Raw genomic sequence first — 1085 nt, 5'->3', positions numbered from 1 at the left:
CCCCACAGGCCTTTATCCATGTGGGTTCCAGAGAGGGATCTGTGACAAACCGCCCTTTCAGTGTGACAAATCACCGGCTTTGTTGAATAAATAAGATTTCGTGCGAACGACCCTGTAGCTGGCTGGATTTTCAGGCAATACGCACGCTTTCTGGCATCCCGGCCTTTGTCATCCTGTTCAACGCACGCACCATGGCCATAGCTTCCGCTACCTGACCATCGTAGTCACGCAGCGTCAGTGAATCTCCCAACAACTGCTTCATTCTGTACATTGCCGTTTCCGCTATCGAGCGACGGTTATATTCCGTTGTCCATTTCCACCGTGCATTGCTTCCGCTCAGCCGCTGATTAGCAACGGCACGGTTGCGGTCTGCGTACTCACCGGGCCAGTAACCTGCTCCTTTTCGGGGAGGAATAAGCGCGCTGATTTTTTTGCGGCGCAGTTCATCGTGACAGAGCCGGGTATCGTAAGCCCCGTCTGCCGCGGCTGCCCTGATTTTTCTGTGAGTCTGCCGGATAAGGCCCGGGAAGGCTTCTGAGTCCGTGACGTTATTCAGCGACAGGTCTGCACAGACAACTTCATGTGTGTTGCTGTCAACAGCAAGATGCAACTTTCGCCAGATACGACGGCGTTCCTGGCCATGCTTTCTGACTTTCCATTCGCCTTCACCAAAGACCTTCAGCCCGGTGGAATCAATCACCAGGTGTGCGATTTCACCCCGGGTGGACGTTTTGAAACTGACATTAACCGACTTTGCCCGCTTACTGACACTGGTGTAATCCGGGCAGCGCAACGGAACGTTCATCAGGGCAAAAATGGAATCAATAAAACCCTGCGCAGCCCGCAGGGTCAGCCGGAATACGCGTTTAATCACCAGAACGGTGGTGATGGCGAGATCAGAATAGCGCTGGGGCCTTCCTCGTGATGAAGGCGTTGCCGACTCATACCAGGCCTGAATCGCCTCATCATCCAGCCAGAAAGTGAGGGAGCCACGGTTGATGAGAGCTTTGTTGTAGGTGGACCAGTTGGTGATTCTGAACTTTTGCTTTGCCACGGAATGGTCTGTGTTGTCGGGAGGATGCGTG

At 53.7% G+C, this 1085-nt stretch carries 1 protein-coding gene; it reads right to left on the bottom strand.

Annotated features, from left to right (window positions below; all coding sequences use genetic code 11):
* Positions 1-130: 130 nt before the first annotated feature.
* A partial coding sequence (locus C5687_RS24235) for an IS5 family transposase (RefSeq protein ID WP_238380522.1) occupies positions 131-1085 on the bottom strand: 955 nt, incomplete at its 5' end.

It is taken from the genome of Enterobacter sichuanensis, assembly GCF_002939185.1.
Classification (GTDB): domain Bacteria; phylum Pseudomonadota; class Gammaproteobacteria; order Enterobacterales; family Enterobacteriaceae; genus Enterobacter; species Enterobacter sichuanensis.
The sequence above is the reverse complement of the archived record's forward strand: the minus strand, read 5'-3'. Positions and strand labels throughout refer to the sequence as shown.